General features: G+C 49.1%; 25 protein-coding genes. 13 read left to right on the forward strand and 12 right to left on the reverse strand.

Translation table 11 applies throughout. The annotated features are described in order from the left end of the window. Positions 1–37 precede the first annotated feature (37 nt). Positions 38–1,516, reverse strand: a complete 1,479-nt coding sequence (crtID, locus tag ACAW87_RS03745; protein WP_370721806.1) for a bifunctional phytoene desaturase/3,4-desaturase — start codon at positions 1,514–1,516, stop codon at positions 38–40. Between the two features lie 327 nt (positions 1,517–1,843). Then, a complete protein-coding gene (locus ACAW87_RS03750) occupies positions 1,844–2,359 on the reverse strand; it encodes an RNA polymerase sigma factor (protein WP_085412864.1) in 516 nt (171 codons plus the stop codon). Between the two features lie 416 nt (positions 2,360–2,775). On the opposite strand from ACAW87_RS03750, the gene ACAW87_RS03755 reads away from it, so the two are divergent. After that, on the forward strand, positions 2,776–5,094 hold the full coding sequence (locus tag ACAW87_RS03755) for a TonB-dependent receptor (RefSeq protein ID WP_370721807.1): 2,319 nt from the start codon (positions 2,776–2,778) through the stop codon (positions 5,092–5,094). 11 nt (positions 5,095–5,105) lie between these two features. On the opposite strand, the gene lolA1 is transcribed toward ACAW87_RS03755, so the two are convergent. Further along, positions 5,106–5,756 (reverse strand): outer membrane lipoprotein periplasmic chaperone LolA1, encoded by a 651-nt coding sequence (gene lolA1, locus ACAW87_RS03760; protein ID WP_370721808.1) that lies wholly within the window; start codon positions 5,754–5,756, stop codon positions 5,106–5,108. Positions 5,757–5,941: 185 nt separating this feature from the next. Here lolA1 and ACAW87_RS03765 point away from each other — a divergent pair, with 185 nt between their 5' ends. Together ACAW87_RS03765 and ACAW87_RS03770 are read left to right on the forward strand one after the other, a co-directional pair. Beyond that, positions 5,942–6,349 (forward strand): response regulator, encoded by a 408-nt coding sequence (locus ACAW87_RS03765; protein WP_370721809.1) that lies wholly within the window; start codon positions 5,942–5,944, stop codon positions 6,347–6,349. 76 nt (positions 6,350–6,425) lie between these two features. Next, entirely contained in the window at positions 6,426–7,868 is a 1,443-nt protein-coding gene (locus ACAW87_RS03770; RefSeq protein ID WP_370721810.1) for a T9SS type A sorting domain-containing protein, read from the forward strand. 39 nt (positions 7,869–7,907) lie between these two features. Here the strand turns inward: ACAW87_RS03770 and ACAW87_RS03775 are convergent, their stop codons facing one another. Further along, positions 7,908–10,508 carry an FtsK/SpoIIIE family DNA translocase gene (locus ACAW87_RS03775; RefSeq protein ID WP_370721811.1) on the reverse strand — a complete coding sequence of 867 codons (2,601 nt, stop codon included), beginning with the start codon at positions 10,506–10,508 and terminating at the stop codon, positions 7,908–7,910. A 230-nt stretch (positions 10,509–10,738) separates the two neighbouring features. Continuing rightward, complete coding sequence (locus ACAW87_RS03780; protein WP_370721812.1) at positions 10,739–11,296, reverse strand: hypothetical protein; 558 nt, start codon at positions 11,294–11,296, stop codon at positions 10,739–10,741. A 150-nt stretch (positions 11,297–11,446) separates the two neighbouring features. Here ACAW87_RS03780 and ACAW87_RS03785 point away from each other — a divergent pair, with 150 nt between their 5' ends. Continuing rightward, positions 11,447–11,830, forward strand: a complete 384-nt coding sequence (locus ACAW87_RS03785; RefSeq protein WP_370721813.1) for a MerC domain-containing protein — start codon at positions 11,447–11,449, stop codon at positions 11,828–11,830. Between the two features lie 107 nt (positions 11,831–11,937). Here the strand turns inward: ACAW87_RS03785 and ACAW87_RS03790 are convergent, their stop codons facing one another. The 5 genes from ACAW87_RS03790 to ACAW87_RS03810 form a co-directional block, all read right to left on the reverse strand. After that, a complete protein-coding gene (locus tag ACAW87_RS03790) occupies positions 11,938–12,183 on the reverse strand; it encodes a CBU_0592 family membrane protein (RefSeq protein ID WP_370721814.1) in 246 nt (81 codons plus the stop codon). Positions 12,184–12,192: 9 nt separating this feature from the next. Beyond that, positions 12,193–13,785, reverse strand: a complete 1,593-nt coding sequence (locus tag ACAW87_RS03795; RefSeq protein WP_370721815.1) for an NADH-quinone oxidoreductase subunit N — start codon at positions 13,783–13,785, stop codon at positions 12,193–12,195. A 53-nt stretch (positions 13,786–13,838) separates the two neighbouring features. Next, on the reverse strand, positions 13,839–14,126 hold the full coding sequence (rpmA, locus tag ACAW87_RS03800) for a 50S ribosomal protein L27 (RefSeq protein ID WP_370721816.1): 288 nt from the start codon (positions 14,124–14,126) through the stop codon (positions 13,839–13,841). Positions 14,127–14,224: 98 nt separating this feature from the next. After that, a complete protein-coding gene (gene rplU, locus ACAW87_RS03805) occupies positions 14,225–14,542 on the reverse strand; it encodes a 50S ribosomal protein L21 (RefSeq protein WP_370721817.1) in 318 nt (105 codons plus the stop codon). 126 nt (positions 14,543–14,668) lie between these two features. Further along, the gene (locus ACAW87_RS03810) at positions 14,669–15,106 is read right to left on the reverse strand and encodes a PaaI family thioesterase (RefSeq protein ID WP_370721818.1); all 438 of its coding nucleotides are present in this window, start codon (positions 15,104–15,106) and stop codon (positions 14,669–14,671) included. 131 nt (positions 15,107–15,237) lie between these two features. Here ACAW87_RS03810 and ACAW87_RS03815 point away from each other — a divergent pair, with 131 nt between their 5' ends. The 9 genes from ACAW87_RS03815 (at position 15,238) to accC (ending at position 22,559) form a co-directional block, all read left to right on the forward strand. Continuing rightward, the gene (locus tag ACAW87_RS03815; protein ID WP_370721819.1) at positions 15,238–15,999 is read left to right on the forward strand and encodes a phosphosulfolactate synthase; all 762 of its coding nucleotides are present in this window, start codon (positions 15,238–15,240) and stop codon (positions 15,997–15,999) included. Between the two features lie 128 nt (positions 16,000–16,127). After that, entirely contained in the window at positions 16,128–16,781 is a 654-nt protein-coding gene (locus tag ACAW87_RS03820; protein ID WP_370721820.1) for a DedA family protein, read from the forward strand. Positions 16,782–16,857: 76 nt separating this feature from the next. Continuing rightward, a complete protein-coding gene (locus ACAW87_RS03825) occupies positions 16,858–17,412 on the forward strand; it encodes a YceD family protein (protein WP_370721865.1) in 555 nt (184 codons plus the stop codon). Between the two features lie 86 nt (positions 17,413–17,498). Beyond that, positions 17,499–17,693, forward strand: coding sequence for a 50S ribosomal protein L32 (gene rpmF, locus ACAW87_RS03830; protein WP_370721821.1), 195 nt, complete (start codon positions 17,499–17,501; stop codon positions 17,691–17,693). 211 nt (positions 17,694–17,904) lie between these two features. After that, positions 17,905–18,849 carry a phosphate acyltransferase PlsX gene (gene plsX / locus ACAW87_RS03835; protein WP_370721822.1) on the forward strand — a complete coding sequence of 315 codons (945 nt, stop codon included), beginning with the start codon at positions 17,905–17,907 and terminating at the stop codon, positions 18,847–18,849. A 19-nt stretch (positions 18,850–18,868) separates the two neighbouring features. Continuing rightward, positions 18,869–19,852 carry a beta-ketoacyl-ACP synthase III gene (locus tag ACAW87_RS03840; RefSeq protein ID WP_370721823.1) on the forward strand — a complete coding sequence of 328 codons (984 nt, stop codon included), beginning with the start codon at positions 18,869–18,871 and terminating at the stop codon, positions 19,850–19,852. A gap of 113 nt (positions 19,853–19,965) precedes the next feature. Beyond that, positions 19,966–20,529, forward strand: a complete 564-nt coding sequence (efp, locus tag ACAW87_RS03845; RefSeq protein WP_370721824.1) for an elongation factor P — start codon at positions 19,966–19,968, stop codon at positions 20,527–20,529. A 105-nt stretch (positions 20,530–20,634) separates the two neighbouring features. Next, on the forward strand, positions 20,635–21,111 hold the full coding sequence (gene accB, locus ACAW87_RS03850) for an acetyl-CoA carboxylase biotin carboxyl carrier protein (RefSeq protein ID WP_370721825.1): 477 nt from the start codon (positions 20,635–20,637) through the stop codon (positions 21,109–21,111). A 104-nt stretch (positions 21,112–21,215) separates the two neighbouring features. Then, positions 21,216–22,559, forward strand: a complete 1,344-nt coding sequence (accC, locus tag ACAW87_RS03855) for an acetyl-CoA carboxylase biotin carboxylase subunit (RefSeq protein ID WP_370721826.1) — start codon at positions 21,216–21,218, stop codon at positions 22,557–22,559. 102 nt (positions 22,560–22,661) lie between these two features. Here the strand turns inward: accC and ACAW87_RS03860 are convergent, their stop codons facing one another. Further along, complete coding sequence (locus tag ACAW87_RS03860; protein ID WP_370721827.1) at positions 22,662–23,483, reverse strand: outer membrane beta-barrel protein; 822 nt, start codon at positions 23,481–23,483, stop codon at positions 22,662–22,664. 41 nt (positions 23,484–23,524) lie between these two features. Continuing rightward, positions 23,525–24,883 (reverse strand): SGNH/GDSL hydrolase family protein, encoded by a 1,359-nt coding sequence (locus ACAW87_RS03865; RefSeq protein ID WP_370721828.1) that lies wholly within the window; start codon positions 24,881–24,883, stop codon positions 23,525–23,527. Positions 24,884–25,027: the final 144 nt, after the last annotated feature.

Consider the following 25,027-nt stretch of genomic DNA (forward strand, 5'->3'; position numbering starts at 1 on the left):
GGTTTAGATACGATCTGGGGGTTAGGAAGGGGCCCAATCAGGCCACCGGGTATTCTTTAGCAACTTCGTCGGCCACAACTAAGCCGGAGATCAATGAGGGGGGAACGCCTGGGCCCGGAACGGTAAGCTGTCCTGTGTAGAACAAATTGCACACTTTTTTGTTTTTAAGCGATGGTTTCAAAATGGCTGTCTGCATGAGTGTATTAGCCAATCCATACGCATTTCCCCGGAAGGCATTATAGTCAGCTTTGAAGTCACGATGTGCGTAACTTCGTTTGTAAACTACACAATCTCGAACAGATTCCCCAACGTAGGCCTCCAAGCGATCCATAATAAGGTGATAATAGTGCTCGCGGGTTGCGTCGTCATCCACCAGATCGGGCGCTACCGGAATGAGCAAAAATAGGTTTTCCGATCCTTCAGGCGCTACCGAGGGGTCTGTTTTCGACGGGGCTGATGCGTAGAATAGCGGCTTGCTGGGCCACTTCGGTGTTTCGTAAATTTCCTGTGCGTGCAGGCCAAAATCTTCGTCGAAAAATAAGTTGTGGTGCTCAAGCTTTGGAATCCGTTTGTTCACACCGAGGTAGAATAGGAGCGAAGAGGGGGCCATTACTCGTTTGGCCCAATAGGCATCGGAATAATTCCGGTCGGCAGGGTTTACAAGTGCTGTTTCAATGTGGTTATAATCGGCACTTCCAACCACTACGTCAGCTTCGAAAATTCCTTTGTCGGTACGCACCCGCTTGGCTGTTCCCTGATGGGTTTCGATGTGTTCAACCGTTTGGTTTAGCAGAATTTTTACGCCTTTCTCTTTCGCCAGGTTGACCATGCCCTCGATAATCAGATGCATGCCGCCCATTGGGTACCACGTACCCAACGCCATCTCAGCATAGTTCATCAGGCTGTACATGGCCGGCGTATTCTGTGGAGTAGCGCCCAGGAAAAGAATTGGAAACTCGATAAGTTGAAGCAAACGCGGATGCGTAAAAAACTTGCGGGCATGGCTGGCGAACGACTGAAATACATCGAGCCGAGCTACATCGTAGAGCAGTTTTATGCTCATAAATTCAGACACCGACCGGCTGGGTTTCCACACAAAATTCTGAATGCCCACATCGTATTTATAAGCAGCCTGCCGTAAAAACTCGCTTAACTGTGCACCACTACCAGGCTCAATGCTGTCGAAAAGAGCTTTCAACTCATCCAGATTGGCAGGTAAGTCAACGGCTTCGGCAGGCCCAAATACTACTTTATAGGAGGGGTCAAGTCTGATCAGGTTATAGTAATCGGCTGGTTTCTTGCCGAATCGGGCAAAGTAGGTTTCGAAAACGTCGGGCATCCAGTACCAGCTTGGACCCATATCGAACGTAAATCCTTCGGCCTGAAAAACACGGGCACGTCCACCGGCCATTTCGTTTTTTTCAACAATGGTAACGTCATAGCCTTTACTGGCGAGGCTAGTGGCCACTGATAATCCGGAAAAGCCGGCACCAATTACAAGTACGCGTGGGGGCATTTTAGCTGGTCTAAAGTGTAAAGTTCAACATATAAAGGTACATCGCGTAAAGATTGGCGAGCCACAAGCGATAAAACTTTAGGCATTAGACCTTAAACTTTGAACGGTTTGTATGCAGCACAAAAAAAGTTAGATGCAAAGCATCTAACTTTTCGGAACCTTCCTCTTTTTAACCAAAAACTACTCAATCAATGAGTTTGTTTAAGAAATGTTAAACAAAGTTATGATGAAATGATGTGTGTATAGCCTGCCAACCGAAAAATCAGGTTATAGCTGGCATAGGATCGGGTATGTACCCAATTCAATGCTATTAATGGCCATTCAAGACTATGAAGCGAAGTGAGCGTACACGTGCAACTTGCTTTTCAATTCTTTACGGGCAATGTGGATGCGGTTCTTAACAGTCCCGATTGGGATGTCGAGTTTAGCGGCGATTTCGTGGTACTTAAAGCCTCTAAAGTGCATCATAAATGGTGTCCGGTACGTGTCGTCAAGGTTGTTTACTGCCCGAGCAATATCTTCCTGGGCAAACGATGAGTATGCCAGATTATCAGTACTGCTGTCGGTTGAATTTATGTAATGCAGGTTGTCTGTCGTATCGATAAACGTATTCTTACGAACCATACGCTGATAGTTTGTAATGAACGTGTTTTTCATAATCGTGTATAACCACGCTTTCAGGTTGGTACCATCAGTGTACTTATCGCGATTGGTATAGGCTTTCAGCAGCGTGTCTTGCAAGAGATCGTTAGCGTCTTCCGAATCTTTCGTCAAACGGAGCGCAAACGGGCGCAGTGATTTTGAAACTTTGCCAATGTGATAGGTGAATTCGAGCGCAGTCATGAGTACGAAAAGTTTTGTTGAATCAATCTTGATGACACTTAGACAAATTCCTGACCAAGTTTGGTGAACACTGAATAATCATTGCGAGAATTTAGTCAAAAGCATGAATATCAATGATTTATGAAATGATTTGTAAGCGTGCCAATTGGTGGGTAATGAGTTATTGCGATAGATTGTGGGTAATGTTTTCCCCATAGTGTGGAAACAATCTTCATGCTTTGTTGAATGATTACACGGAAACGTTAAACAAAGTTGCGTCGTCACAAAAAAATATTCATAGAAACAGGCCTATTTGCTCAAAATAGCGTTACCAATTTGTTGCAACTTTGTTGCGTAATCACTTGATAATGGTTGGCCTACTCGTTCGTTTCTTCATATCTCCACCAATTTGGCTACTATGGGCCTTACTTTTTGGAATGGTGGGCAATCCCTTCCCCAGTTTAGGGCAGGATGCTTGTCACTGTTTTGTAAAGGGTCAGGTATTAGACCGGGAGACTCGTCAACCTGTTCCAGGTGCTACGTTGCTTTTGAAAGGAACAGGTCGTGGAGTGTTGAGTGATGCCCAGGGAAATTATAGAATCGACAACCTGTGCGAAGGTACCTACATGCTCGTTGCTCATATTGTGGGGTATCGAGAGGTGCAGCAACAACTTGTATTGCAACATGATCCAGAGGAGGCTAAGCAGGATGTGTTGCTCTCTGAAGAGATACAACATCTTAAGAATGTGACCGTTACAGCGCAAAAAATGGATGCCCTGACCAGTCAGGCTATTGTGGCTTTGCAGGGGCGGGAACTGGACCAAACGCGCGGGGCAACTTTAGGTGACGCGCTTCGAAACCTGACGGGAGTAACCACCCTGCAAACAGGCGCATCGGTGGTGAAACCGGTGATTCATGGCATGCACAGCAGTCGGGTGTTGATTCTCAACAATGGCATACGGCAAGAAGGGCAGCAATGGGGTTCAGAGCATGGCCCCGAAATAGACCCGTTTGTGGCCAATCGATTATCGGTTGTAAAGGGGGCAGCCGGTGTTCGGTACGGCTCAGATGCCATAGGTGGCGTTATCCTGGTTGAACCCGCCGCACTACCATCGTCGGGTGGTATACGGGGGCAAGTAAACGTAGCGGGTTTTTCAAACGGACGGCAGGGGGTTGTGTCGGCACAGGCAGAGGGTAGCTTTGGTCAATCAGGTTCTGATGGTGTTTCGCGCTTCGGCTGGCGATTGCAGGGAACAGCGAAAGAAGGAGGTACCCTGAAAACGCCAACTTATTTTTTGAACAACACGGGTGTACAGGAGCGAAATGGGTCCGCCGCATTGGCATATCGAGCTAAGGGCTGGCAATCGGACCTATTTTACAGTCGTTTCTCGTCGAAAATTGGTATCTTCTCTGGCGCACACATTGGTAGTCTGACCGATTTACAGGAAGTGCTGCGTAGTGGTGAGCCACTGGTAAAGACTACCGATTTCAGCTACGTCATTGACCGCCCCCGGCAAGACATCACGCACGATTTGTTGAAGTGGCGCACGTCTCATAAAACGACTTCGGGTACTAACTGGAGCCTGACGCTGGCCCGGCAGTCTGACGATCGGATGGAGTACGATTTGCATCGTCCCCGTAACGATTCGCTGGCGGCTTTGAATCGGCCCGAGTTACGGTTTCAGCTAACTACCTATAGCGCCGATCTGGTACGGGAAACGCAGGCACGTAATCACCGGAGCAGTACCGCTGGCGTTAGTGGGCTGTACCAGTATAACATCATGACGGGGCGGCCCCTAATTCCTAATTTTCAGATGGCCACCCTGGGTACGTTCTGGATTGGCAAACAGCGGAATGGGTCATGGGAATACGAACTCGGCGTACGGATGGACTGGCGGCGGCTTCAAATTTTCAGGTACGTTAACCGGGTTTACGACGATCCGACGTTCGTATATGCTAGTCCGTCAGGTACGTTGGGGGCTACCCACTACCACAGCGATAAGTGGATTACCCGGCTAAACATAGGTACCGCCTGGCGCCCGCCCAACATCAGCGAGCTCTTTAGTGACGGGGTGCATCATGGTGCGGCCGCCTATGAGCAGGGCGATGTTCAATTGCGTCCGGAGACAAATGGGAGTATGAACCTAGCCACCGAATGGCAAACCGGACGGGTACAGGCCGAAGTGAGTTTTTTCTATAATTACATTCGGAATTACATCTACCTGCGCCCTCAGCCCGAACCAATTCTAACCGTACGGGGAGCCTTTCCCTACTTCAAATACACCCAGACCGATGCTATCTACACGGGTATAGACGCTACGGTTGGCGTAGCAATCAGCAACCGCTGGCAGTGGACAACCAAGCCGTCGTACCTCTATGTGCAGGATGTTCGTACAGATCAGCCTATCGTAATGATTCCACCAAACCGCTGGAATAACACGATTCGATATGCGTTGATACGCTCTGGCCAGGTAAGCCGCTGGCGCGAACCTTACCTGGAATTGGGCAATTTAGCGGTGGCCCGGCAAGCGAGAGTGCCGGCAAACAGCGATTTTGCCCCACCGCCACCCGCTTACAGCCTATGGACGGCCTCGGCGGGTGGTACGCTGATATTTACCGACAGGCAATCTGTTGACATCAGTCTGACAGTTACTAATTTGTTCGACGTGCAGTATCGGGATTATCTAAATCGGTTTCGATACTATGCCGATGACCTTGGGCGAAATGTGGCGCTTCGGTTAAAGTGGGGTTTCTAGATTACTCTCGATTACCGTAGATCAACCACTTCAACGCCGGGGTATTTCGACTTGTCGAACGCAAAATAAGCGTCGGCCAGCGTGGGGTTGGGCGTGAATTTGCTGATGGTATATTGGGTGCGTTTGCCAGTCTTGTCGGTGATCTGCCAGCTACGCACCGATTTGTCGCCCCGGTCTACGCTGATCTGGACATTGGCAATTTGGGTATTCTTCTTCTCTGGCTTTAGCTCAATCACATCAAGCACACGTCCGGCTGTTTTTTGTTCGCGCAAATACGTGTAGTTAAACCCCTTTTTATACATCGAGTAGATCTTGGTAGGGTTAAAATCGCCGGTTGCGCTGGCATCGTAGTCCTGCACATTCACTTCGTTGGCTTCCTTTACGTAGGTAGACATGGTTTTGCCATCGGTGAATACCTCTTGCCCGGCGGTTTTAAGCCTGAACATTTTGCCTTTCACCGTGATGTCACCTTTGTAAGCCTGGCGATCAGCCGTGTAACTAAAAGCTGCCTGATAGCTGGTCAGTGCCTTGTATCTGGCACTCATGGCATCTAATATGATTTCTGCACGTTTATCTTTCTGAGCCAGTATTGGGCCGGTTATACTGAACAATAAAACGCAAGTGCAGGCTATCTGCCTGACTATTCGAGGAGTGAGTTCCATCTGGTTGGGTAAGAAAATCGAAAAATTTATGATCAATTACATTGATTAGACGTGCGAACCTACTTAAAAGTTTAATGCAAGTCTTGTTTACGCTTAGCTCCTTAAGCTAATTTATCTCTGCGCCGGGATAGAAATGATGTGTATCTTAGCAGTGCTAATACAAGCCGTAACACCCTGAAGATTTTATGATGAAAGAGCCAGCTATTTTTCTGGTCGACGATGATGATGACGATGTTTATCTGGCCCGTTTAACTTTTGCTACTCACTTCCCCAAATGGAAGTTAACCAGTTTTGATGACGGGCAAGCTTTAATTGACCACTTTGTTTCTCATCCGGAAAGTCCACTACCTGATATGATCATTCTTGATCTGAATATGCCTCGCTTAACCGGATACGAAACGCTTACTATCCTCAAGCGGCATAATCAGTGGAAAAAGGTTCCTGTTGCCATTTTGAGCACATCAAGCAACGTTGATGATCAGACACGCAGTGAAGCGATGGGTGCCTGTGCCTTCATGGTGAAGCCACCCTCTATTGATGAATTAGCCTCCTTAATTCTGGAGGGAAAATCTGCCTGCGAATCAAGCGAATAGCCGCGTCTAATTGAGTGTATATACTTAGTTTGATGGTGTTTTCGTACTATTGGCTTTTATTAGTCAATTGTACACTATGATGACACCCTATACACGTATTCCCCCACTCTTTATAATTATTGTTGCCCTGCTGTCAACTTTTGTGGCGAACGCCCAATCGCCATCGAACCTGACAGCGAATATACTCTGGGACGAGGATGCCGTAACGGGTGGTCCGCAAACCACTTTCTCTGGCGTGACTGCTATTCAGAATGCATTTACCAATGCGCGTCGGCAGGAAGAAACTCAACTCGGGCTCGCAGCCAATGTGCTTGGTAATCTGATTCTGCCAGCCGGCTGGTCGGGCTACACTAACAACGAAAAAGCTTTCGTCTTGTTGAATGCCGAGCGCACTGCCCGCGCGGGCGTTGCATATGCTTCGGGAACGGTGCTGGGTTTGCCTTTTGAGGGAAGTGATGTGAATTTGGGTACGGTGGCTCAAACACATGCTGATTACCTGAAAAATAATGACCTTTTTACCCATACAGGTGCTGGCGGTACATCTCCGTTCGACCGGGTGAAAGCCATTTACCCGCAGTCGCCGACAGGAGTAGCCTGTAGTCAGTTTCTGTCACGGGCCGAAAATATTGCCATTTTTGCCAGTACCGGCACAAGTGGTAATCCGTTAATCATTGAACGAGCCGTTTACAGCTGGATATATGACGATGCTCCATCATGGGGTCACCGGGAGGCTTGTCTGCTTCAGAATATGGACCTCGGCACAAGCAACCCGCTCTATGGGTTTAAAAACAATTATGGCTCGGCAGCTTCAGAGGGGTTTATCAATATTGCAACGGCAGGAGCTACCGATGGAAGCTATTCATATTACCCAACCCCTTTTCTAAGCGTCGATGTGGTAGTGATGGTAATCATGGATCCTGTATCGAGCGCTAATGCCTCGGCGAACAGTTGCGCCTATAATCTGTCTGCACCTGTGTTGCCCGTCACGCTGCTTTCATTTGGCGCAGCACTTGATTCACAAAATCAGGTACGTCTCCAGTGGGAGACAGCATCGGAGGTGAACAGTCGTTTCTTTGTAGTGGAACGAAGTCGGGATTTGATAAATCTGGAGGCCGTAGTTACTATCGATGCATCGGAAAACAGTCAGAACCGACAGACCTATGTAGCCTACGACAAAAAACCATTGCCTGGTTTGGCGTATTACCGTCTCAAACAAGTAGATCGTACGGGAGATTTTGGAACGTTTCGATGGCAGCCCATCGCTTACGTGCCCAGCGACTTTGCTATTGTTTTCCCTAACCCAAGCACAGGTAATCAATTTGAGGTGCAATTGTCGGCCGCTGAACCTGCAACGGTTGTACTAGCCGATTTACTAGGTCGTTTGATAGCCTGTGAAAGTCAGCAAACGGCAACTAGCAGTCTGATCGTTAGGCCAAAAGTTGACATGAGTGCCGGAAGTTACCTAATGTCGGTTAGCCAGAATGGAATAACGGTTGTAAAACACGTTGTAGTCAGATAAACACGCTGGTAATCCGAAAACTGATTGATTGGCTGGCAATTAACCCAGGTGTTTGAGCAACTCTTCGAGGTGAACCATGTCGTGGACGAGAACATCACGGGCTTTACTACCTTCGAACGGACCAACGATGCCTGCTTTTTCCAGCTGATCAATCAGCCGTCCGGCGCGGTTATAGCCGAGCTTCAACCGTCGTTGTATCAGTGAGGTGCTTCCCTGTTGATGGGTCACAATCAGGCGTGCTGCTTCATCGAACATGGCATCGCGGTTTGCCAAATCAACGTCTTTATCCTCCACAGAGCCACCGCCATCTTCGCCATAAAACTCGGGTAGGGGATAGGCGTCGTCATACCCGTGCTGACCACCCACAAAACCACATATTTCTTCAATCTCGTTGGTATCCACAAAGGGGCACTGTAGCCGGATAATGTCAGAATTTGACGAAAGCAGCATGTCGCCCATGCCTACGAGTTGCTCGGCTCCACCTGTATCGAGAATGGTTCGGGAGTCTATTTTTGAGGTTACTTTAAAGGATAGGCGAGCCGGAAAGTTCGCTTTAATGAGGCCCGTAATCACGTTGACCGAAGGCCGTTGCGTGGCTACTACCAGGTGAATGCCAATGGCCCGTGCTAACTGGGCCAACCGGGCAATGGGTTGCTCTACTTCTTTTCCGGCGGTCATCATCAAGTCGGCTAATTCATCGATGATTAGCACGATATAAGGCAGATAGCGGTGCCCTTTTTCCGGGTTCAGGCGGCGGTGGGTAAACTTGGCGTTGTACTCTTTAATGTTCCGTACTTCGGCATCTTTCAGCAAATCGTAGCGGTTATCCATCTCAATACACAACGAATTGAGCGTATTTACTACCTTCTTGGTGTCGGTAATAATAGCCTCTTCGGCATCGGGCAGTTTGGCCAGAAAGTGGCGTTCAATTTTGTTGAACAGGGTCAGTTCTACCTTTTTAGGGTCAACGAGAACAAATTTTAGCTGCGCCGGGTGCTTCTTGTACAGAAGGCTGGTTAATAGTACGTTAAGGCCTACTGATTTGCCTTGACCAGTGGCACCTGCCATCAGCAGGTGAGGCATTTTGGCCAGATCAACGACCAGAATTTCGTTGGAGATAGTCTTTCCCAGCACGACGGGCAAATCCATACTCGCTTTCTGAAACTTCTCGGACATCATCATCGACCGCATCGACACCATTTCGCGGTTCTTGTTCGGTACCTCGATACCAATCGTTCCTTTGCCGGGCATGGGGGCAATAATACGAATGCCGAGCGCGGCCAGATTCAGGGCAATATCATCTTCCAGGCTCTTGATTTTAGAGATACGAACCCCGTCGGCAGGCACAATTTCATAGAGGGTTACCGTTGGCCCAATAGTAGCGTGAATGCGTTGAATGCCAATGTTGAATTTGCCAAGCGTATCCACAATTCGGTCTTTGTTGGCCTCCAGTTCATCAGCAGATACCTGTGCTTTACTGTTTTCAGGGTAGTTGGTCAATAGCTCCACCGTCGGGTACTGGTAGTGCGGCAGGTCGAGGGTGGGGTCGTATAGGCCGTGCTGTGCAACCAGATCACCTGCAAACATATCGGGTTCAAAAGGGGGCGTAACTACAGGAGGGGCGGCGGCCAGTTCGGCCTCGGCAAGGGCAATTCCTTCGGCCACCGTGAGCACCAGTCCACCTGACTCTACATTTTGGGTAATGGGAGGAACTACTGGTTTGGGAGATAGAGACAGCACCTCGGGTTTCGTTGGCTCAACTGTCAGCGCGTAGTTAGGTACGTCTGGGTACGTTGGGTCAGAAAAAACAGGCTCTACTCTTGGTTCAGGTACGTTGGCTGGCTCAGCAGGTTCGTCATAACCATCTGTTTCGTGGCCATAACTGGTTCCGCTTGATGTTTTTGGTGTTTCCTGTTCGTCGGCCAACTCATCTTCCGTGGGGCGGTTGAAAAAAGACAGACTGGTGATGTTGAAGAAAAATAACGCAAACACGAACCCTAGAAAGCCCAGTAACACGATGCTCCCGAATCCCAGAAGCCCATACAACAGTCGATTGACTTCGTACCCCAAGCCGCCACACCAGACACTTCCCGTGCTGACGGCACCCGTAGCCATGACTACGTACCCAAGTATTAGGCTCAGCCAAACGGCTAGAAACAGAACGGCTTGTGTGGTGCGGGCTAGTGGTAAGGGTTCGCGGCCTGAGGTAAGTTTAAAACCGGCGAGAAAAACCACCACCGGAATGCCTAAGGCGCCAATGCCAAACCACCGGAACATGAAGACGTGAGCTACGTGAGCGCCCAGCAGCCCCACCCAATTCTGTACATCTTTACCAACTTCTTTAACCGCTTCGTCGGTATTAATTAAACTCTGATCAGCGGAGCCACTGAAGAGGTAGGATACAAAAGAGACCAGCAAACCCACGCTTAACAGGATCAACAACACACCAACGGCCAGATTAGTCCGTTCGTCTATTCGTACACGCTCGAAGGGCAAAGTCCAGTTTCGGCTGGCTCGCACCTGCCCTGCGCTGGCGGGATCGGCCGCTTTTTCGCGCTTCGAAGAGCCACGACGGGCTCCTTCGGCACTATCAGAGCGTCGGGTATTCTGACGGTTTTGGGCGGTAGTAGATTGGGCCATTTTCTGCGTAAAGAAGTTGGGGTCGGCTATGTAAAAGTAACGTCTCTTCGGCCGTTCATAGTGGACACTAGCTAAATTTTTGCCTAAATCGTGCTGTTCCTTCTTTACACTACTTACTGATCAGTCGTTTATCCTGATTTGCGCCCAGCTAGGGAGAGCTCTGGATAGAAAAAGGCCCACTATGAGAGCAGTGGGCCTTTTTCTATCCAGAAACGATAAATACGAATCTGTTAACGGATAGTTAACGAAAAATTGAGGTTGACATCATCTGAGCCTGGCGTTGCGGTGCCATTCTTTACGGCCACACCATTGACCGGTGGCTGATGGCGAAGCCTTACGTTGAGCTGTCCTGTGCCGGCCGCTCCGGTGCTAACTGTGCCTGCCAGCCCAATAGGGAAGTTACGACTGTCGCGATCACCATAGGTATAGGTTAATAAAGAAGCAGGGGTAGTTGCGAAAACGAACAAATGTTCATCTGCTTCCTCTCTGATTTCTTCCGTAATGCTCTCAGTGGGTGTTTTACTTTCGTCGAGTATATCAACTGTCAAACTATAACTCTTATTGGCAGTCAGCGTAACGGAGTCAAAGCGTGTTGGGGCGGCTCCACCATCGCCATCTCTGTCCTGATATGAGAAGGTTTGTGTATTGGTTGTACCCTGTTCGGTGAAACGAAGCGTTACGGTTGTGATCAGTTCATTTTCGTCGGCTGGTAAGGGGTCGGTTCCTTTCTTACAACCGTTTAAAAAGAGAAGGCTACCAAGGGCAAGAACCCATCCTGCATAGAACATGTGTCTTTTGTGGTGTTGATGCATCATTGTGCTGTCGAGTTTTAGACTGCAAACTTACATAAACGCAACGTTGTTGCAAATTAATTTGCAACCTTATTGCATTTGCAATAGTTAACCTTTTACTTTTGTACGACAGAATTAAGTTTGGTTATGAAGTTGGATAACGTTGTTGATAAGAAAGCCGATTATATTGGCATAACCGGATCGGTATTGTGCCTCATTCATTGCCTGGCAGCGCCCGTTCTGGTAATGACCTCGAGTCTCTTTCGCAATGATGCATTACGGGCCGGTTTTCTTAGCCTGGACTATTTTTTCATTGCCGTTAATATCGTGGCCGTCTATTATGCCGCCCGTCATCATACCTCATCAGCCATCCGGACAGCGTTGTGGAGCTTCCTGTTTATATTCGCTGTAGGGCTACTTCTTGAAGATGTTGACCCTATTTTTGAATACATAGCCTACGCCGCATCAACAGGTCTGGTGATCTCTCATCTGGTTAACCTTCGTCATCATCGCGTTTCGCATTCGCACTAAGAGTATAACGTTCAAGGTCTAAAGGGCTCCGCCAATTCACATATTGTGAGTCAGCGGAGCCCTTTAGACTTTAGACCTTGAACGTTATACTTTTCGGACCTTGAACGTTATACTCTACTTCCTCTTCTGAGTAGCGAAAAAACGGCAATTAGTACCCAGACCACATTGACGAGCGCTGAGGGGTATGCGCCGTGGTAATAAGTGTTGACCACGAAAAACAGACCACCAACCAGATTAGCCCATACATACCTGGGGTCTTTGGCATCTAGTCGTCCCTGAATATTTAAGAAGTAAGCCCCAACGATCAGGACAGAAGCAATCCAGCCTAGGGTTTCTATGAGGTAGTGGAGCATAATCGGGATTTAGAATTCCGTAATGAGCTTAAGAAGCCAGCCGGGTTTAAGAAACAGCACTACCACGGGTGGTACCGTCATGGTCAGCGCAACCCATTGAGCAATGGTTAACCGAGTGGGTAGATTGTCAGGTACGTTGTTGATGCGTGGTCGGAAGAAGAGCAGAAAAGGAATTCGGAGATAATAGAAAAGGGAGATAACGGCGTTGGCAAGGCCAAGACCAAATAACCAGATCAGCCACGGATTACCCGATAACTGGTAAGCACTGAAAAGAGCCGAAAACGAAAGCAGTTTTGCGGTGAACCCAACTGTGGGCGGTAATCCGGTCAGAGCCCATGCCACAACCGTCAGGCAAACAGCCAGCAGGGGAGAGGTAAAACCAAGACCGGCAAAATCAGCCATGCGAAGAGACCCGTTCGGGGCCAATGCATCGATGAGGAAGAAGGCGGCCAGCGAAATGAACAGATACGTTGCCACATAAAATACCGCCGCCTGAAAGCCAGCGTCAGACAAGGCGGTCACGCCTACCAACAGAAAACCAGCTTGTGCAATGGTCGAGTACGCCAGCATTCGTTTGGCATCGGTTTGCCGTAGCGCCGACAGATTACCAATCAATATGCTGGCCAGGGCTATAACGGCCAATGGGGTTTGCATACCCGCAACCGGCATTGCCGACAATAGCCGCATCAGCACAAGTAACGCTGCTGCTTTGGGCCCAATAGAGAAAAAAGCAGCCACTGGAATGGGGGCGGCTTCGTAGGCATCGGGCGTCCAGATCTGGAAGGGCACCGCCGAGAGTTTAAAGAGTAATCCGCTTGTTGTTAGCAGGCCGGCCACCAGGGCAACAGTACCGTTTTTGGCTAACTCCACAACAAAGACAGTGCTGGTAATATCGAGCGTGCCGGTCAGGCCGTAGAGCAGAGACATACCATAGAGCATCACTGCCGAACTAACAGCTCCGAAAAGCAAGTATTTTAGCCCACCTTCCGACGCTTTCCTGTCGGCAACAAGCCCTGTCAGCAGGTACGAACTAATAGACACGAGTTCAAGGCTAAGATAAATCGAAAGCAGGTTGACTGCCATCGACATCAGAAATAGCCCCAATACTAAAGCCACCAGCAATGCATACCACTCGGTTGGTAGTTGTCTTCTGTTAACCAACCTTTCCTGATTGGCCGGATACCAAACGCCGGTTTCCCACAACACCACCGCAATAGCGCCAAATGCGATTACGCCTTTGATCAGAATGGCCTGGTTGTCCAGAAAAATCAGGTCGAGGAAGAAACTACCCCGATCGGTTTCGCTGACGGCCAATGCACCTGCCACCAACAGCCCTGCCACCGTAAGTCCGGTTAGCCAGGTACGTGTCTGTCGCTCATTACCTCTGCGAATCAGGAATAGTTCGGCCAGCAGCAGGCCGCAAAAAGTCAAGGCCAACCATCCTTCGGCGCCAACGCTGCCAAGGCTGTCTATGATGGTCTGTAGTTGATCGGTGAGGGGCATAATGGTAGTGGCAGTAAACAAGAGCAGTAAGCAGAACACTGCCTGAAAGTACAAATAGCCTTTCGGGACTACACCAACGGGGGTTAACCAAATGGGCATGAAAAAACCGCTTGTTGGTAGAACAAGCGGTTTTTTCGTCGATTCGTTTAAGACTACTCAGCAGCAACGGCCACTGGAGCAGCTACCTCGGCAGGAACGATGTTCACCATCGAGCGATCTGCCCGTCCTTTGGTGAAAAGAACCGTACCGTCGATGAGCGCGAACAAAGTGTGGTCTTTGCCCATACCTACGTTTTTGCCGGGGTGGTGTTTTGTACCACGCTGACGGATGATGATGTTACCAGCGATGGCCTTTTGACCACCGAATAATTTGACGCCCAGTCGCTTGCTGATGCTGTCACGGCCGTTCCTAGAACTACCGACGCCTTTCTTGTGTGCCATTTTTAGAAATGGTTCAACGTTTAACGTTCAGGGTTTAAAGTTGCTTTGCTAGGTAGCAGCGCGCCTTTAAACTTTAGACTTTAAACATTAAACTAAATTTAGACGGTGATGTCGTTGATTTGAAGCTTGGTCAAGTACTGACGGTGGCCATTTTTCTTCTTATAGCCTTTCCGACGTTTCTTTTTGAAGACGATAACTTTTTCGCCTTTCAGGTGCTCGACGATTGTGGCCGACACCGCTGCTCCTGCTACTGTAGGGGCACCAACGGTGATCGAACCTTCGTTGTCAACCAGAAGAATTTTAATCTGGTCGGAGGCAAGTGCAGCGTCCACGTCACCGCCCAACCTGTGGGTATAGATGAAACGGCCCTTCTCGATTTTAAATTGCTGCCCTGCGATCTCTACGATTGCGTACATGATCTTTGTTTATATTGAAAATGAGGGTGCAAAGGTAGGGAATTTAGTTCCAAGTTTCAAGTCTCAGGTTTCAAGTGCTCTGCTGACCTAGCTTTTTTGATTCAGCAGAGCACTTGAAATAACAAACTAAATCTTCACCGTTGTCTGCACCAGGTTTGTGCTGCATTTGGCAATCAGTTTGCCGTCGGCGTTATCGATGCGGCCTTCTACGTGAATAATGTTTCGGCCGGCCCGGACAATAGTGGCTTCGGCAGTCAGTATCTCACCCAGCCGGGCGGCGTTCAGGAAATCGACGGTCAGGTTTACGGATGTGTACCCATATTCCCGACCTAATGCGAAAACGGTCAGGCCGCAAAGGTCGTCAAGAATAGCGGAAGCCGCCCCCCCGTGTAGCACCTGCATCGGGTTTACCATATCATCGCGAACAACGTACCTGATTACGGTTCGCCCTTCTTCAATTTGTACTAATGTACCACCTAGCCACCGACCCATGCCCGACGGTGTTCTGTTCATTGGTTGCCCAATCATCGATTGAAACAAGGCAAGACGGCTCTTTATCTCCATAGATCAAAAATAGCACTTAACTAAGCTATATCGCCTGAAACGGCTTGTATTTGTGTATTTAATTGTGAGTTTCTGATAACTCTTGCTACTTTTGGGCCATTATACGATAACATGTACCTGTACAAGATCGAATGAATTATACGTTAACTCAGATTCCTGACCGCACTGTAAAACCTCGCCATAGCGGCTTTACGATGGTTATGGACAAAGGCCTCAGCCTGCGTGAGGTTGAAGATATGCTGTCTATGTCGGCCGAATACATCGATATAGTTAAACTTGGCTGGGCTACCTCCTTTGTTACGCCCAACCTGCAGCAAAAACTCGATGCCTACAAGGCGGCTGGTGTTCCCGTTTACTTCGGAGGAACACTTTTTGAAGCATTCGTGGTCCGCAATCAGTTTGAGGATTACCGTAAGTTGCTTGATAAGTATGATCTGAAATTTGCTGAAGTTTCTGACGGTTCACTAGAAATGGACCCCGATGAGAAATGCGAGTACATTCGCACGTTGGCACAGCAGGTAACGGTTCTCTCGGAAGTAGGCTCGAAAGATGAAGCCAAGATCATTCCGCCCTACAAGTGGATTAAATTGATGAAGACCGAGCTTGAAGCAGGTGCCTGGAAAGTAATCGGCGAAGCCCGCGAAGGTGGAACCGTTGGCTTGTTCAGAGCCAGTGGCGAGGTTCGGCAGGGACTTGTGGAGGAAATTCTAACCCAGATTCCATCCGAGAAAATTATTTGGGAAGCACCCCAGAAAGAACAGCAAGTTTGGTTTGTTAAACTGCTCGGAGCAAACGTTAACGTAGGAAACATTGCGCCAAACGAGATCATACCATTAGAAACCATTCGCCTGGGCTTGCGCGGCGACACATTCAGTTTCTTCCTGGATAAATAAACCCTTTTTGGTCTGGTAAGTCGTGCAGAAGGAGTCCTGCTGGTCTGGAAAGTTTTAATTTGAATCTACAAAATGACTCTCCAGACTAACAAGACTCCTTCTGCACGACTTACCAGACTTCAACACATATGGAACTCATCAAATCTCTGCTCGACTTTCTGCTCCATCTTGACAAGTTTCTCGATCTGTGGGCCAATGAATACGGCGTTTTGCTGTATGCCATCCTCTTTCTGATCGTATTTACCGAAACCGGTCTGATCGTGATGCCGTTACTGCCAGGCGACTCGCTGCTCTTTGCTGCAGGTGCTCTCGCAGCCCGCGATACCAACGAGTTGAGCGTTGCCGTCATTATTCCCCTGCTCATTGTGGCAGCACTGATGGGCGATAATGTCAACTATTTTGTGGGTAAGAAATTAGGGACGCAGATTAAGATGCGGGAAAGAATCCTGTTTTTTAAACGCGAATACATCACCGAGACGGAGAAATTCTATGCTAAACATGGTGGACGTACCGTGATCATGGCCCGGTTCATTCCCATTGTGCGCACGATTGCGCCTTTTGTGGCCGGGGCAGGTAGCATGGAATACGGTACCTATATAAAGAACTGTATTCTCGGAGCCATTCTGTGGGTAACGAGCATTACACTCGTCGGTTACTTCTTTGGTAATATTCCATTTGTGCAGAAGAATTTTGAGCTCGTTGTCTTCGGCATTGTTGGCTTATCCGTGTTGCCTATTCTGGCGCAGTTTCTCAAACGCAAAATGAGCCGTAACGCAGCATAGCTGTAAATTCCACTATTCATCTTTCCCTATTTGCAAACTATCCGTATCTTTGCGGCCTTGTTAGCGAATGACTGAGGTGAACGAACTGCGACAATACGACATCAACATTGTTGGCCTGGAAGAAAAACGGTACGAATTTGACTTTCAGTCGGATAAATCGTTTTTCAAATCTCTTGAGCAACAGTTGATTACAAAAGGAGACGTGAAAACGAATCTGGTACTCGATAAGTCAGAAACGATGATTCGTCTCGACTTCTCTATTACCGGTAGTGTGGAACGTACCTGCGATCGTAGCCTCGATATGTACGACGAAGAGGTGGACACGCGCCAAACGCTGTTCCTGAAGTTCGCTGATCGAAACGAAGAATTGACAGACGAAATTGAACTGATCGAGCGTAATACTGCCACGATCAACGTAGCCCGCTACATATTCGATTACATTGTGTTGTCAATGCCGATGCGAGGGCTGCACCCACGATTCCGAGAGGAAGATGAGGAGGATGACCTAGCTGAAGGCAAACTGATTTATTCGTCAGGAGATGTTGCAGAAACAGATACCGACGAAGAGAAAGAAGAAAAAACCGCAGTGGATCCCCGTTGGGAGGCCCTGCGAAAATTGAGTAATAACTAACGAAACGTTCAACGTTTAATGTCTAAAGTCCAACGTTGTATAGGTCTTTAAACATTGAACTTTAAACATTAAACTGATTTTTTACAATGGCACACCCCAAACGCCGCCACTCGACCACCCGCCGCGACAAACGCCGGACGCATTACAAAGTAGAAGCCGTAACGTTGGCTACCGACGCAACAACGGGTGAAGTTCACGAGCGTCACCACGCCCATGTATTTGAGGGTAACCTCTTTTACCGTGGCAAAATGGTGATTGAAGGCTACCGACCTACGGTTTAGAAACCGGTTGGTGACCCACTCTGCCGGGGGAAGTTTTTTACCAGGAAACGTATCTTTCTGCGGTACATTCATACTATGAAGTAAAAGAGTATTTCGCCGACATCGGATTTAAGATGAACGCGGAATACTTTTTTATTGCCCCCCGGCGACTAATTTTACGCGCCTGATACCTGACTCTACGGGTTGTTGGCTCATTAAGCTGCTCGATAAAATGAAGATTGCCGTGGATGCCCTGGGTGGCGATTTTGCACCAGAAGCGATTATCGAAGGCGTTGCTGATGCTGTAAAAGCCGGTTTGCCCGAAAATGTCACTATTGTACTGATTGGCCCTGTAGCGGCGCTGACCACGCAGTTGGAATTACAAGGCGTAACTAATCACGCTGCCATTGAATTTGTGCAGGCCGATGAAGTGATCGGAATGGGCGAGCACCCTACAAAAGCTCTCTCTCAGAAACCGAACTCAACGATTAGCATAGGCTTTAAGCTACTAAAAGAACGCCAGATCGATGCCTTTTGTAGTGCTGGTAACACCGGTGCTATGCATGTGGGGGCTTTATTCAGCATTAAGGCTATTGAAGGTGTAATCCGGCCCTGCATTGCGGGGTTTGTGCCTCAAATGAACGGGCAAACTGCCATTATGCTTGATATTGGCGCCAATGCAGACTGTAAGCCCGAAATGCTGGCTCAGTTTGGTGAACTCGGCTCTATCTATGCAAAACATATGTTTGGCATAGAAACACCCAGAGTAGCGCTAATGAATATTGGTGAAGAAGAACAGAAAGGCTCGCTTGTTGCGCAGGCTGCTCATCAACTTCTAAAAGATTCACGCCGCATTAACTTTGTTGGAAATATTGAAGGCAAAGACATGTTTATGAACTGCGCTGATGTGATCGTTACCGACGGTTTTACGGGGAATGCCCTCTTTAAATTAGGTGAATCGTTCTATCAGGTAGCTAAACAGCGAGGCTTGCAGGATGATTTTCTGGACAAAACAAACTATGCCTCTGTGGGTGGTAGCCCAATCATCGGTGTCAATGGCAACGTAATTATCGCCCATGGGATCTCATCAGCAATGGCCATCCATAATATGCTAAAGCTGGCTGTTCGTCAGGTAGAGGCCGATGCCCACACTAAAATTGCCCAGGCCCTTAAGTGAGTACCCCGTAACAGAATCAATGATGAAAGCAGCAATTACCGGTGTTCACGGCTACGTACCCGACTACGTTTTGACCAATGCCGAACTGGAGCGAATGGTCGATACCAACGATGAATGGATTACCTCCCGCACTGGTATTAAAGAGCGGCATATCCTTAAGGGAGAGGGTATGGGTAGTTCGCATATGGGGGCTGAAGCTGTTCGCGGATTGCTGGCCAAAACAAACACGGCGCCCGAAGAGATTGATTTGCTAATCTGTGCCACCGTTACGCCCGATTACGTCTTCCCATCTACGTCGACGCTCATCTGCGAAATGGTGGGTATCCGTAACGTAGGCAGCTTCGATATTCAGGCCGCTTGCTCGGGCTTTTTATACGCGCTCACGGTAGGAACGCAGTTTATCGAAAGTGGCAAATACAAAAAAGTGATTGTAGTAGGTGCCGATAAAATGTCGGCAATTACCGACTACACAGACCGCACCACCTGCGTGCTTTTTGGCGACGGTGCAGGTGCCGTACTACTCGAAGCGGCAGAAGAAGGATTGGGTATTCTCGACTCAATTATCCGTTCAGATGGTGTGGGGCAGTATCATCTGTATCAGAAAGCAGGGGGTAGCCGCTATCCGCCTACACATGAAACCGTTGAGAAGCGGTGGCACTACGTGTATCAGGATGGCCCATCCGTCTTTAAATTTGCAGTAAAAAATATGGCCGATGTGTCTGCCGAAATTATGCAGCGTAACCACCTCGATGGCGGAGACGTGGCATGGCTGGTACCGCATCAGGCCAACAAACGCATTATCGATGCTACCGCCAACCGCATGGGAATCGGATCAGATAAGGTAATGCTCAATATCCATAAATACGGCAATACCACCGCAGCCACTATTCCGCTCTGTCTGTTCGATTATGAATCACAGCTTAAGAAAGGCGACAACCTTATTTTGGCTGCTTTCGGCGGCGGTTTTACCTGGGCAGCGGTATACGTGAAGTGGGCCTACTAAAAAGGTAATTTGTAGTCATTAATGGTCATTAGTTGTCATTTGTAGCTTGACTTTGACGATCACACTTAATGACTATTAATGACTATCAATGACAATTAATTACATTTCAAAAAATGGCAACGACCGCAGATATTCGGAACGGCTTAGTTATCAACCACAACTACGACCTTTTTCAGATTGTTGAATTTCAACACGTTAAGCCCGGCAAAGGAGCCGCTTTCGTGCGTACAAAACTGAAAAGCCTCACCACAGGGCGGGTAATCGACAATACCTTCAACTCGGGAGCAACCATTATTCCGGTACGGGTTGAACGCCGGAAGTTTCAGTACCTCTACAAAGATGAGGCTGGTTATAACTTCATGGATCAGGAAACGTTTGATCAGATCAACATCAGCGAAAAAATTCTTGATCAATCAGACCTGATGCGCGAAGGGCAGGAAGTAGAGGTGCTCATCAATGCTGAAAATGAAACGCCGCTGATTTGTGAACTGCCCGTTTCGGTTGAACTTGAAGTGACTTATGCCGAACCCGGTCTGAAAGGTGATACGTCGAGTGGCGCTAAAAAACGGGTAGAAGTAGAATCAGGCGCTATGATTAACGTACCTCTGTTTATTAATCAGGGTGACAGAATTCGCGTTGACACCCGCACGCGGGAATACCAGGAACGAGTTAAGTAATTAAGAATTAAGCATTAAGAGTTAAGAGTTGCTCTGCTGATGAATGTACGATACTCCAGCAGAGCAACTCTTAACTCTTAATGCTTAACTCTTAACTCTATACATATGAGCACACAAGACATTCAACAACTAATTGATTTCATCGCGAAATCGGGCCTCGATGAGGTGAAAATCGAAACGAACGAGCTGAAAATCAATGTAAAGCGGTCGGCTACGCAAACTGTTGTAGCGGCTTCGGCAACAGCTCAGTTACCGGCACCAGCCTCTGTAGCACCACCCGCTCCTGCGGCGGCTCCTGCTGCTCCGGTAGCGCCAGTTGCTGAGGCAGCTCCAGCCAGTAACCACGTTACCATCAAATCACCGATGATTGGTACGTTCTATCGGTCGGCTAATCCCGAATCGCCGATGTTTGCCGAAGTAGGCACAGAGATCAAGCCCGGTAAAGTAGTCTGCATCATCGAAGCGATGAAACTCTTTAACGAAATCGAAGCCGAAATTTCAGGCCGTATCGTAAAAGTGCTCGTGGAAAATGCGACGCCTGTTGAGTACGATCAGCCGTTGTTTATTGTGGAACCAATATAATTGGTCGATAGTCAATAGTCGGTAGTCTATAGTGTGCTAACGCAGGAGCAATATCTGCGTCAGCACACTATAGACTACCGACTATTGACTATCGACTTAAGCTTATGTTCAAAAAGATCTTAATAGCTAACCGGGGCGAGATTGCCTTGCGGATCATACGTACCTGTCGCGAGATGGGTATTCGTACCGTGGCCGTTTATTCGACCGCCGACCGCGATAGCCTACACGTGCGCTTTGCCGATGAGGCCGTTTGCATTGGCCCGCCCGCCAGTCGTCAGTCGTACCTGAATATTCCGAGCATTATTTCGGCCGCCGAAGTAACCGGTGCTGATGCCATTCACCCAGGCTACGGATTTCTATCAGAAAACGCGGAGTTTTCGCAAATTTGCGCCGATTACGGCATCAAGTTTATTGGTGCTACGGCGGACCAAATCAATGGTATGGGTGATAAGGCCACGGCCAAAGCAACCATGCGTGCGGCTGGGGTTCCTGTTATTCCGGGTTCAGAAGGGTTGCTCGAATCGATTGAGCAAGGACAGCAATTGGCCGCCGGTATGGGCTACCCCGTTATTGTGAAAGCTACGGCCGGTGGTGGTGGTCGGGGCATGCGGATTATCAAAGCCGAAGCCGATTTCGAGAAAGCCTGGAATGACGCCCGCACAGAGGCAGGTGCCGCCTTTGGCAACGACGGTCTTTACCTCGAGAAATTCGTTGAAGAACCCCGCCACATCGAAATTCAGATCATTGGCGATCAGTACGGAAAAGTATGCCATCTCTCTGAGCGCGACTGTTCTATTCAGCGACGTCACCAGAAATTACTGGAAGAGACACCATCGCCTATTATGACCGACGACCTGCGGGCGCGTATGGGCGAAGCGGCTATTAAGGGGGCGCAATCGATTGGTTACGAAGGGGCCGGTACGGTTGAGTTTCTGGTCGATAAGCACGGTGAATTCTATTTCATGGAAATGAACACCCGTATTCAGGTTGAACACCCGATTACGGAAGAAGTGACCGATTTCGATCTTATCAAGGAGCAGATTAAGGTGGCTGCCGGTGTGCCTATCTCGGGTACGAACTACACGCCAAAGCTGTTCGCGCTTGAGTGCCGCATCAATGCCGAAGACCCAGCCAACAACTTCCGTCCGTCGCCGGGTAAAATTACTAACCTCCATTTCCCTGGTGGTCACGGTATCCGTATTGACAGTCATGTGTATACCGGGTATGTTATTCCGCCCAACTATGACTCTATGATCGCTAAACTGATCGTATCGGGTCAGTCGCGGGCCGAAGTGCTGACGCGTATGAAGCGTGCCTTGCAGGAATTTGTGATCGAAGGCGTAAAAACCACCATTCCATTCCACATCCGCTTGATGGACGATCCCGGTTTTCAGTCAGGTAACTTCACAACAGCCTTTCTGGAAGGATTCGATTTTTCAGGCCTATAAGCCTGATTGAATAAGATTGTTTATAAAAAAAGCCGCTCCTGATAGTCAGGAGTGGCTTTTTTGTTGACGTGCAGGTACGTTGTCAGCCCTGTTTTGCCTTGCTTATGGAAGCTTGATGCCCGCCGTTACGGTGGCTATTCCGAGAAACCCCTCAATGGCTGTATCGCGATAAACGCCGCCGGCAGGTACTGCATAACGAACATCAATGTCTAACCAACGGAGCGGCGATACACCCAGACCAGCTTCCAGCGCCCAACTAAATCGCTTCACTTCCAGGTTAGCGGCTTCGCGCGGGCTAAGTAGGTTGGTGGTTTCGGTGGTAACAGGAATGGGAACGGCCGTGGCAAACCCAATGGTGGTATTTGGATTGACCTGTCCCTCTGTATTTCGAATGGCCTGAGATTTATTCACAAATAGGAGTGTCGGCCCCATATAGGCCCGAAGACGGTCTTTCAGCAACCTACGTCCGAAGAGCACAGGTACGTTGAATGATTCGATCGACGATTCTGACGTGATGTTTACCGTAGCGTTGAGCAGGCCGGGCGCGAAGCTAACAGGTAACCGCGCTGCCAGACTTGGGTTGGCGTTTACGTCGAGCGTAAGGTTAGTTCGTTGTTTCAGTACATACCGGTTGTAGGTCATCTCGACCTGAACGTACCCCTTACGGCGGTAATTGTTGAACCGCACGAAGGCACCACCCGTGTAACCCACGCCCGTTCCGTTGCGAATATTTTCGATCTGCGGAATCTGGACCCCGGCTATGCCTGTTGGCTGAGCCGGAATGGTTGTGTAGCCATGTACGAAGGTTGGCCCACCTTTCAACCCAACTTCAATAGATCGAATTGATGACGAAAACGTGGTCTGTGCCAGGGTAACCGTAGTGGTTAGTAAGGCAGCAGAAAGGCTGGAAATAAGAAGTTTCATGTTGATTAATGGCTATTGGCGATACATGTCCGAATGCCGGTTTATGGTTGAACCAGCACTTTGCGGTAACGCGTGGGGTCTACAAGTGGGATAGAGGCAGCGTATTTGGTATTGATGCCTTTAATGATTTCATTGGCCAGAAGCGCATAGCCCGCGGGTGTGAAGTGCACGCCATCGAGACTACTGACACCGCCCGAAATGTAGCCCAGGGTGAAGGTGACTCCATTCTGCGCGAAACCCGTTGACGAAAGCTGGTTGGTTAAGGGCGTAATATCGACCCAAGCCAGGTTGCGGGTATCTGCTTCGGCTTTCATAATGCCGTTGTACTCGTCGATTTTGGCGTTTAACGCCGCCACCTCTTCAGCATCGAGTACTACTTCGTTTGCCAGCGGATTGGTTGCCGATAAACCGTATGGTCCCACCCTGGTACCAACGTCGGTGCGTCCGATAGTGCCATAAGCCGCTTGCTGAGTCAGCAGGAGCAAATCACCGGCTTTAGTGGCCCGAACGCCACCCGTGGCCAATGGAGACTGAATAATTAGAGCTTGTACGGCCGGAGCACCCGGATTAGCGGCTTGCACGGCAGCAGTGACCCGCGCCAGAATCTGGGCCAGCGTTACGGTTTGGAAGAAAGCGGCCGTGGTCACCTTGGGAATACCAATCACCACACCCTGCCGGCCGTTAGCGTTGAGTGTGTTCATCAACGCGTTATAATTTGCCGTGAACAGGGGCGTAGGCGTAAAGGGCGTAACGCCACCGGAAGTGGCATAACCAAGCGCATCGTTGTTGCCCATGAAACACGAGAAAAACGTAGCGTCGGTGAGGTTGTCGCCTACAAACTGCTGATAGGTACGTAGGGGAGTTGTTTCGGGAAGTAACCGCTCGAAATAGGGGTTACCCGCCGCCGACCCGTAACCAGGCGTTTGCGTGTCGCTCATGCGAATGCCGGGCACGCCCAGATTGTTGAGTGGACCCACATACTTGGTCAGCAATGGCCGACCGTTGACCAGACCGCGCACCGCCTGCGGAGCAACCTGCGCCGTCACGGGCAACCCGCCCGATGCCGCCGTGGGGAGACTGGTCAGTTTGAGATAACCCGTGCCGTTGGCTTGGTCGGCAGTAAACAATGGTTGATTGAACACACTGCCCCCACCAACCAACCTGAATTGCTGGGCCAGAATGTTAGGGTAGGAGTTAAGCTGCCCTTCCCGGTAAAGTCCGTTGTCGGCAAAGCCAGCGGTGAGCGAATTGCCAACGGCAACGTACCTGGAAAAATTGGCCGTTCCCGCCGATACAGGATCGAGAACCAGAGGCCGATCGTCTTCGTAACAGCCGGCCGTACCGGTCAGAAGACCCGCCAGAGCGAGCCAGCGCATGGGATGAATAAAGCGGAAATTCATAAACGTTAAGAAATTGTATGAAAATAATAATGATTGTTCATGCAAAAGTAATGTACTCTCTCGGGGCGTTTGGCGCGTTAAATAGGTTTCAACGGGGCTGGGAAGAGAATCTATTGGCCCTATCTGAGTGACGTCAGAACAATA

Source organism: Fibrella aquatica (genome assembly GCF_041321135.1).
GTDB classification, from domain to species: Bacteria; Bacteroidota; Bacteroidia; order Cytophagales; family Spirosomataceae; genus Fibrella; species Fibrella aquatica.

Coding starts and splice junctions, on each gene's coding strand:
- crtID (WP_370721806.1), bottom strand. CDS start 1,516: ATGCCCCCACGCGTACTTGTAATTGGTGCCGGCTTTTCCGGATTATCA.
- ACAW87_RS03750 (WP_085412864.1), bottom strand. CDS start 2,359: ATGACTGCGCTCGAATTCACCTATCACATTGGCAAAGTTTCAAAATCA.
- ACAW87_RS03755 (WP_370721807.1), top strand. CDS start 2,776: ATGGTGGGCAATCCCTTCCCCAGTTTAGGGCAGGATGCTTGTCACTGT.
- lolA1 (WP_370721808.1), bottom strand. CDS start 5,756: ATGGAACTCACTCCTCGAATAGTCAGGCAGATAGCCTGCACTTGCGTT.
- ACAW87_RS03765 (WP_370721809.1), top strand. CDS start 5,942: ATGATGAAAGAGCCAGCTATTTTTCTGGTCGACGATGATGATGACGAT.
- ACAW87_RS03770 (WP_370721810.1), top strand. CDS start 6,426: ATGATGACACCCTATACACGTATTCCCCCACTCTTTATAATTATTGTT.
- ACAW87_RS03775 (WP_370721811.1), bottom strand. CDS start 10,508: ATGGCCCAATCTACTACCGCCCAAAACCGTCAGAATACCCGACGCTCT.
- ACAW87_RS03780 (WP_370721812.1), bottom strand. CDS start 11,296: ATGTTCTATGCAGGATGGGTTCTTGCCCTTGGTAGCCTTCTCTTTTTA.
- ACAW87_RS03785 (WP_370721813.1), top strand. CDS start 11,447: ATGAAGTTGGATAACGTTGTTGATAAGAAAGCCGATTATATTGGCATA.
- ACAW87_RS03790 (WP_370721814.1), bottom strand. CDS start 12,183: ATGCTCCACTACCTCATAGAAACCCTAGGCTGGATTGCTTCTGTCCTG.
- ACAW87_RS03795 (WP_370721815.1), bottom strand. CDS start 13,785: ATGCCCATTTGGTTAACCCCCGTTGGTGTAGTCCCGAAAGGCTATTTG.
- rpmA (WP_370721816.1), bottom strand. CDS start 14,126: ATGGCACACAAGAAAGGCGTCGGTAGTTCTAGGAACGGCCGTGACAGC.
- rplU (WP_370721817.1), bottom strand. CDS start 14,542: ATGTACGCAATCGTAGAGATCGCAGGGCAGCAATTTAAAATCGAGAAG.
- ACAW87_RS03810 (WP_370721818.1), bottom strand. CDS start 15,106: ATGGAGATAAAGAGCCGTCTTGCCTTGTTTCAATCGATGATTGGGCAA.
- ACAW87_RS03815 (WP_370721819.1), top strand. CDS start 15,238: ATGAATTATACGTTAACTCAGATTCCTGACCGCACTGTAAAACCTCGC.
- ACAW87_RS03820 (WP_370721820.1), top strand. CDS start 16,128: ATGGAACTCATCAAATCTCTGCTCGACTTTCTGCTCCATCTTGACAAG.
- rpmF (WP_370721821.1), top strand. CDS start 17,499: ATGGCACACCCCAAACGCCGCCACTCGACCACCCGCCGCGACAAACGC.
- plsX (WP_370721822.1), top strand. CDS start 17,905: ATGAAGATTGCCGTGGATGCCCTGGGTGGCGATTTTGCACCAGAAGCG.
- ACAW87_RS03840 (WP_370721823.1), top strand. CDS start 18,869: ATGATGAAAGCAGCAATTACCGGTGTTCACGGCTACGTACCCGACTAC.
- efp (WP_370721824.1), top strand. CDS start 19,966: ATGGCAACGACCGCAGATATTCGGAACGGCTTAGTTATCAACCACAAC.
- accB (WP_370721825.1), top strand. CDS start 20,635: ATGAGCACACAAGACATTCAACAACTAATTGATTTCATCGCGAAATCG.
- accC (WP_370721826.1), top strand. CDS start 21,216: ATGTTCAAAAAGATCTTAATAGCTAACCGGGGCGAGATTGCCTTGCGG.
- ACAW87_RS03860 (WP_370721827.1), bottom strand. CDS start 23,483: ATGAAACTTCTTATTTCCAGCCTTTCTGCTGCCTTACTAACCACTACG.
- ACAW87_RS03865 (WP_370721828.1), bottom strand. CDS start 24,883: ATGAATTTCCGCTTTATTCATCCCATGCGCTGGCTCGCTCTGGCGGGT.